Source organism: Bradyrhizobium sp. P5_C11_2 (assembly GCF_054049755.1).
Map to the genome: position 1 here is coordinate 1 of NZ_JBFULT010000528.1, position 5,344 is coordinate 5,344.

Sequence of the window (5,344 nt, forward strand, 5' to 3'; positions counted from 1 at the left end):
GCGCGATAGGCCTCTATTTTTCCCTTCTCATCCAGTTGCATGTCGAGTTTGACGACCTCTGCAATGCGAAGATCCCGGAGAGATTTTGCAGCTTGCCCGACCGCATTAGCGGCCGCCTTCTCCCATGAGTCGTTGCTGGTACCGATCAGTTCAATGACCTTGTAGACGCTATCAGGCATGTCGTCCTCCCGTTCGGTCTGAAGCAGGAAGCAGGTGCTCCCTGCCGTTGTGAAATCTAGCATCAGGATATCGGCGCCGATACGACGCGATACGGTCTCGGACGTCGCCCGGGGGCCCGATAAGGACAAACCGCATCTGGCGGGGATGGCGGCTTTTGGCCCGAAGCCGCAGCACGATCAAGTCGTCGTCAGGTATTCGTGGCGGCCGATCTATGCTCGACCGCGCTTCTGGCCAATTCCGAAAGTTCAGAGCGACGAATTGCGCGACACGCCCAAGGCCTCGACAAGAAAATCGATGAACAGGCGGGCTCGCAGGGGGAGTTGCCGTCCGAACGCGTGCAGGACGAAGACCGGCGTGGTGAACATCGGTATCTCCGGCAGCACGACATTCAATCGTCCGGCGGCAAGCTCGTCCTCGATTGCGATGCGCATGAACTGGGTGATGCCAACGCCCTTGACGACCGCCTCAATCAACGACTGGGCATCGTCGCTATCGAAGGGGCCATTGGGGATGACCCGGGTGCCGTCCGCAAAAGCGAATGCTTGCGGCCGGCCGCCGAGCAGGTGGCGAAGGCAGGCATGCTGCCTGAGATCGTCGATCGACCGCGGAACTCCCCGGCGCTGAAGGTATTCCGGCGATGCGCCCAGAACATATTGCAGGACACCCAACGAGCGACCGATCAGGTTCGTGTCTTCCAATTCGCCAATTCTGACCGCGAGGTCGAAACCCTCGCGAATGAGATCGACACGGCGGTCCGTGACGCTGAGGTCGAGCTTGATGTCTGGATAGCGTTCCAGGAACGAGCCCGCCCATGCAGAGATCAACGGACGTCCGAACGTACTCGGCACGGTGACCCGAAGCACGCCACGCACGTTGCCCGGAGCCTGCACGATGTCATCGGCTTCCTCGATCGCGCGCAAATGGGGGGCAACATGCTCATAATAAGCGGCGCCTTCGGACGTCGGGCTGAGCGTGCGCGTCGAGCGCTGCAGCAAGCGTACACCGAGACGTTGCTCGAGGCGCGCGACGCTTTTCGATACGGCTGAAGGACTGGCGCCAATGAGCCTCGCGGCGCCCGCGAAAGAACCCGTATCAACCGTCCGCACGAAGGCCAGCAGACCGGCTGTTCTTTCCAAAATCGTCGTCATTCCGGACTTCTGATCACGAAAGAACCGAACGAAACCCACCTATTCGGTCATTTATGACCGAATAGGTTGAGCCTCGCAATGGGGGGGATCCCTGGCAGCCGCGCTCTAGGCCTTCCAACATGCCCTCCATCGCTCAAGCTCATGCAAGAAAAAGGGAATGCAGTATGCCTGCGCAAACCAAGCCGACGATCGTTTTCTGCCACGGCATCTGGGCCGATGGTTCTTGTTTCAGCAAAGTCATTCCTGCGTTGCAGGCTGATGGTTACGAGGTCATCGCCGTTCAATATGGTCTGGACTCCTACGAAGAGGACCTTGCGACGGTCAAGCGCACGCTTAATCGTGTCGGCAGCCCGGTCCTCCTCGTCGGTCATTCGTATGGAGGCGCCACCATCACGGGCGCGGGGACCGATGAGCGCGTGGTTGGCCTCGTCTACATTGCAGCGGTCGCCCCGGATGCCGGCGAGACCGTACAGGACCAGCTCGACAAGTATCCGTCGGACATCTTCTCTCGCGTCGAGGTCGCAGACGGGCGTGCCTGGATGCTTCCGAACGGCACCGAATTCTTTGCCGGAGACCTCTCCAAAGAAGACCAGAAGCTGGTGTGGGCCACCCACTATGCGCCCGTCTACAATCTGTTCCAGCAACAGAAGCTCAGCGCCGACAAGATCGCGTGGAGATCGAAGCCGAGCTGGTACGTTCTGGCCACGCAAGACCACACGGTGCATCCGGATCTGCAACGCTGGGTCTCGAAGCGCATGGGAGCGACCGTCACCGAGGTGGCGAGCAGCCACGTGCCGATGCTCTCCCAGCCAAATGTGGTTATCGACGTGATCCGCAAAGCCGCGGCCGCCGTTCAAAAAAGCTGATCGCAAGAAGCATACATTGCCGTACACGAAGGAGAGGTCGCTCGCGAGGCGACCTCTCTTGTTCATGGGCAGGTGTTCAGTAGCCGACGGGGCGGCCTTTCACCGCGAGTTCGACGCAAGCGTCGTGCGATTCTTTCGGGAGCATCTATGAGCGATGGTAGCCCCCATTAACCCGCCTGGTCGGCATGGTTGCGGATATGCCTGGATCGACGCACTTGCCCCCAAAACGGAAGTCGGCCGGCCAGGTTTTCTCAAGCGCGCGCCCGCCACAGCGTAACCGCAAGCAGTATATAGGCAGCACAAGTCCACAGCGACTGCCAATTGTCCGGTCCTTCGCTAAGCGCCGCATAGATGGCTGCCACCAGGAATACGCCGGCAAATATCGCTTCCGCCATGGGGCGGATTCCCTTCTTGGGGCGATTGAGCTGCGTCATAGCCGCAAAGGGGACTGCCGCCATAGTGAGGGCCGCAAAGGGAAAATCCTTTTCGCGCGGGTCAAACATAAAGCCCAGCGCAGTCGCCGTGCCGATCACGATGGTTACGATCAAGATCAATCCGTGCATGATCGCCAGCCCCGATGGGGTCCGGTCGTCTTTCGGACCCAGCAATTCCAGAAATGTGGGCGGTGCGCGCCCGGACATCAGGGCGTTGGCGCCGAACAGCGGCGAGGCAGTTGCCGCCACCAGAAGTGCGCCCCACAGCAGCCAGCTGCCCGCGTCGTAGCTTTCATAGAACATCTTTTGAGCGGCCACCCCAAACAGGACTCCGGAGGTGGTTGCCGATATTCCGACCGCAAACCAGGAGACGAGCCGGGGCTGCGAGAGCTTCCGGCGCGAGGTCAGCCATGCAGCGCCGAACACCAGGATCGCCAGCGCCATTCCGCTGCTCATTTGCAGTTTCCAGAGCGGATAATTGCTGACGGGGATGCCGGGGGGATATTTCAGCATGCGCTGCGCGGAATCGAATAAGCCCCACGACCCGCCGACGGTGCCCTCGAACTCATGCTTCCACAATTCATCATACGCCTCGAACAGGTTGACGCGGAAATTCTCGCGCCGGGCAAGATCGAGTACCTCCGAGATCACCCGCGCCTGATTGGTGCGCGACGGTAGCGCCGAATCGCGCATCCGCCCTTCACTCGGCCAACCTGTTTCTCCAATCAGGATTTCCTTTCCCGGAAACGCCGACGCTACCTGCTTTCGGACGTCGTCGACGTGAGCAGCGGCAGATTTCGCCGGGACCGGGACGTTCTCCCAATATGGCAGGATATGAACGGTGACGAAATCGACGGCGTCATCGAGCTCCCGATAGCGCAGCCAGTACTCCCAGACGTCGGAATAGGTGACGGGGACCGGCACTTGTGCCTTGACCGAGCGGATTAAGGCAGCAAGGTCGGAAGGCGTCATCTTCCGATGCAACAGAACCTCATTGCCGACCACGAGTGCGGTGATGGTTTCCGGATATTGCCGGGCGAGGCGTATGCCCGTGGATATCTGCGTCGCGTTCTTCTGTCGGTCCCTATCGAGCCAAATTCCCTGAATGACTTTCAGCCCCACCTCGGACGCAAGTTCGGGGATCTGATCGAGACCAAGATCCGTCGCATAGGTACGGATACAGTGGGTTATTTTGGCAAGTTGGGCGAGATCTTCCGCGATCTGGTCCCGCGGCACTGGTGTCGGCGACTCCGACGTTTGGTTGTTGCGGAAGGGCGCGTAGGATATGCATTGCAGTTTGGCATTCGGATCGATCGGTGCGAGCGCCAAGTTGATCGGTATGGCCAGCCACCACCACACCGCGGCGATCACACCTAGGGATATGAGGAGAAGCGCCAGAGGCGTGCGAAGCGAAATAGTTCGACCCTCCAACGTAGAGATCGTCGGTCAACCGGCATGTTGTCGTGACCCGACAACAACAGAAATCGTCCGCCGTTACCTGCTTGACCTGTGAAAGCTGGTGCCAGATCGTCCGTGCCGCAAGAGGCGAGTCAACATCCAACGAAGGCCTTAATGCTACCGCAGGGCGGGTCTGAAATGGGCGCCAAAGCGGACATATGGCGATCCGTCTCAATGTACGGGCTCACGCCATATTTTTTCACGTTCTCGGCCATCTAGGGCTTCGGCCGAACCACCTGCGTCAGCATCGGAAAATGCTTGTTGCCGCCTGCGAACGGCGGGAACTGGACGAAGTCTGCGCGCATGCGCTTGATCACGTCGGAGCCGAGCGCGTGCGCGAGGGCCTCCGGGCTGTCGAACACCAGCTTGTTGCGCTGCATGTGCTCGACGCGCCGCGACGGCAGCCGGTCGACCCAATCGATGCGGGTGTAGATCTCGATCTGGCGGACGTTCGGGAAAGTCCGCATGATCGACGGATGGTGCTCGAGATAGTGCAGGTTCCAGGCGTTCATGTCTTCAGCCGGGCCGGGATAGTGCACGAGGTAGCTGCACGGCGTTGTCACCCCTGCCGGATGTGCGGCGACGTCGACGGGAAACGCGCGCGTCAGCATCACCTGGTGCGTGACGTCCAATCCGGCGAGGCCGGATAACCCGGCCCCCTTCGCCAGGCCGGCAAGGACGCCGCCGCAATCCAGCGCCGCCTCGCAGGCGAACAGGTCTGGAAAGCGCAGTTGAAGCGCAAACACGGGGCCGGAGCCGTCGGCCTTGTAGGGATGATCGACCGATTGCTCCAGCGGCGTGAACAGCAAGCCCTCGGTCATCTCCGGGATCGATCCGACCAACTCTGCCGCGGCGGCAACCTCGTCGGGATGAATCCGCCGTTCGCCTGCCCGATCGGAGAATGTCACGAAGAGCGAGATCATGCCGGCGTTGCCTCGGCCCCCTCGCCCAGGCTCAGATGCGCCGTGAGCGCGGTGCGAATGTCATCGGGCCACGGGATCGCATGGTGATCCAGCAGCGAGGTCGCGGCAAGGACCTGGCGGGCGCGCCAGCGCATGCCATCCGCGCCCGAGACGATATGCTCCAAATGCAGAGATGATCCGCCCACCCGGCCGATGCGGAGCCCGAACGTCAGGAGATCGCCGAATCTCGATGGCCGGGAAAAGTCGCAGGTCAGGTGCACCGTGGGCGTCCCGATCGTCCGCACCGTGATCAATCCCGGCCATGGAAAGCCGATCGCCGCCCAGAATTCCTCGAC

At 60.9% G+C, this 5,344-nt stretch carries 6 protein-coding genes; 1 reads left to right on the plus strand and 5 read right to left on the minus strand.

Translation table 11 applies throughout. The features are described from left to right. Both ACXJL8_RS33000 and ACXJL8_RS33005 read right to left on the minus strand, forming a co-directional pair. On the minus strand, positions 1-242 hold a 242-nt coding region (locus tag ACXJL8_RS33000; protein WP_456686297.1), incomplete at its 3' end, for a dodecin family protein. 183 nt (positions 243-425) lie between these two features. Beyond that, on the minus strand, positions 426-1,328 hold the full coding sequence (locus tag ACXJL8_RS33005; protein ID WP_456617572.1) for a LysR family transcriptional regulator: 903 nt from the start codon (positions 1,326-1,328) through the stop codon (positions 426-428). A gap of 164 nt (positions 1,329-1,492) precedes the next feature. Here ACXJL8_RS33005 and ACXJL8_RS33010 point away from each other — a divergent pair, with 164 nt between their 5' ends. Then, on the plus strand, positions 1,493-2,194 hold the full coding sequence (locus ACXJL8_RS33010; protein ID WP_456617573.1) for an alpha/beta fold hydrolase: 702 nt from the start codon (positions 1,493-1,495) through the stop codon (positions 2,192-2,194). Between the two features lie 251 nt (positions 2,195-2,445). On the opposite strand, the gene ACXJL8_RS33015 is transcribed toward ACXJL8_RS33010, so the two are convergent. The 3 genes from ACXJL8_RS33015 to ACXJL8_RS33025 form a co-directional block, all read right to left on the minus strand. Then, positions 2,446-3,999, minus strand: coding sequence for a glycoside hydrolase family 17 protein (locus tag ACXJL8_RS33015; protein ID WP_456686298.1), 1,554 nt, complete (start codon positions 3,997-3,999; stop codon positions 2,446-2,448). A gap of 302 nt (positions 4,000-4,301) precedes the next feature. Continuing rightward, positions 4,302-5,009 carry a hypothetical protein gene (locus ACXJL8_RS33020; RefSeq protein WP_456617575.1) on the minus strand — a complete coding sequence of 236 codons (708 nt, stop codon included), beginning with the start codon at positions 5,007-5,009 and terminating at the stop codon, positions 4,302-4,304. Further along, positions 5,006-5,344, minus strand: a 339-nt coding sequence (locus ACXJL8_RS33025; protein ID WP_456686299.1) for an acyl-CoA thioesterase, incomplete at its 5' end; no start/stop codon positions are given. The genes ACXJL8_RS33025 and ACXJL8_RS33020, both read right to left, overlap by 4 nt.

Excerpts from the sequence above, each read along its gene's own strand:
- ACXJL8_RS33020 (WP_456617575.1), bottom strand. The coding sequence starts at position 5,009 with ATGATCTCGCTCTTCGTGACATTCTCCGATCGGGCAGGCGAACGGCGG.
- ACXJL8_RS33010 (WP_456617573.1), top strand. The coding sequence starts at position 1,493 with ATGCCTGCGCAAACCAAGCCGACGATCGTTTTCTGCCACGGCATCTGG.
- ACXJL8_RS33005 (WP_456617572.1), bottom strand. The coding sequence starts at position 1,328 with ATGACGACGATTTTGGAAAGAACAGCCGGTCTGCTGGCCTTCGTGCGG.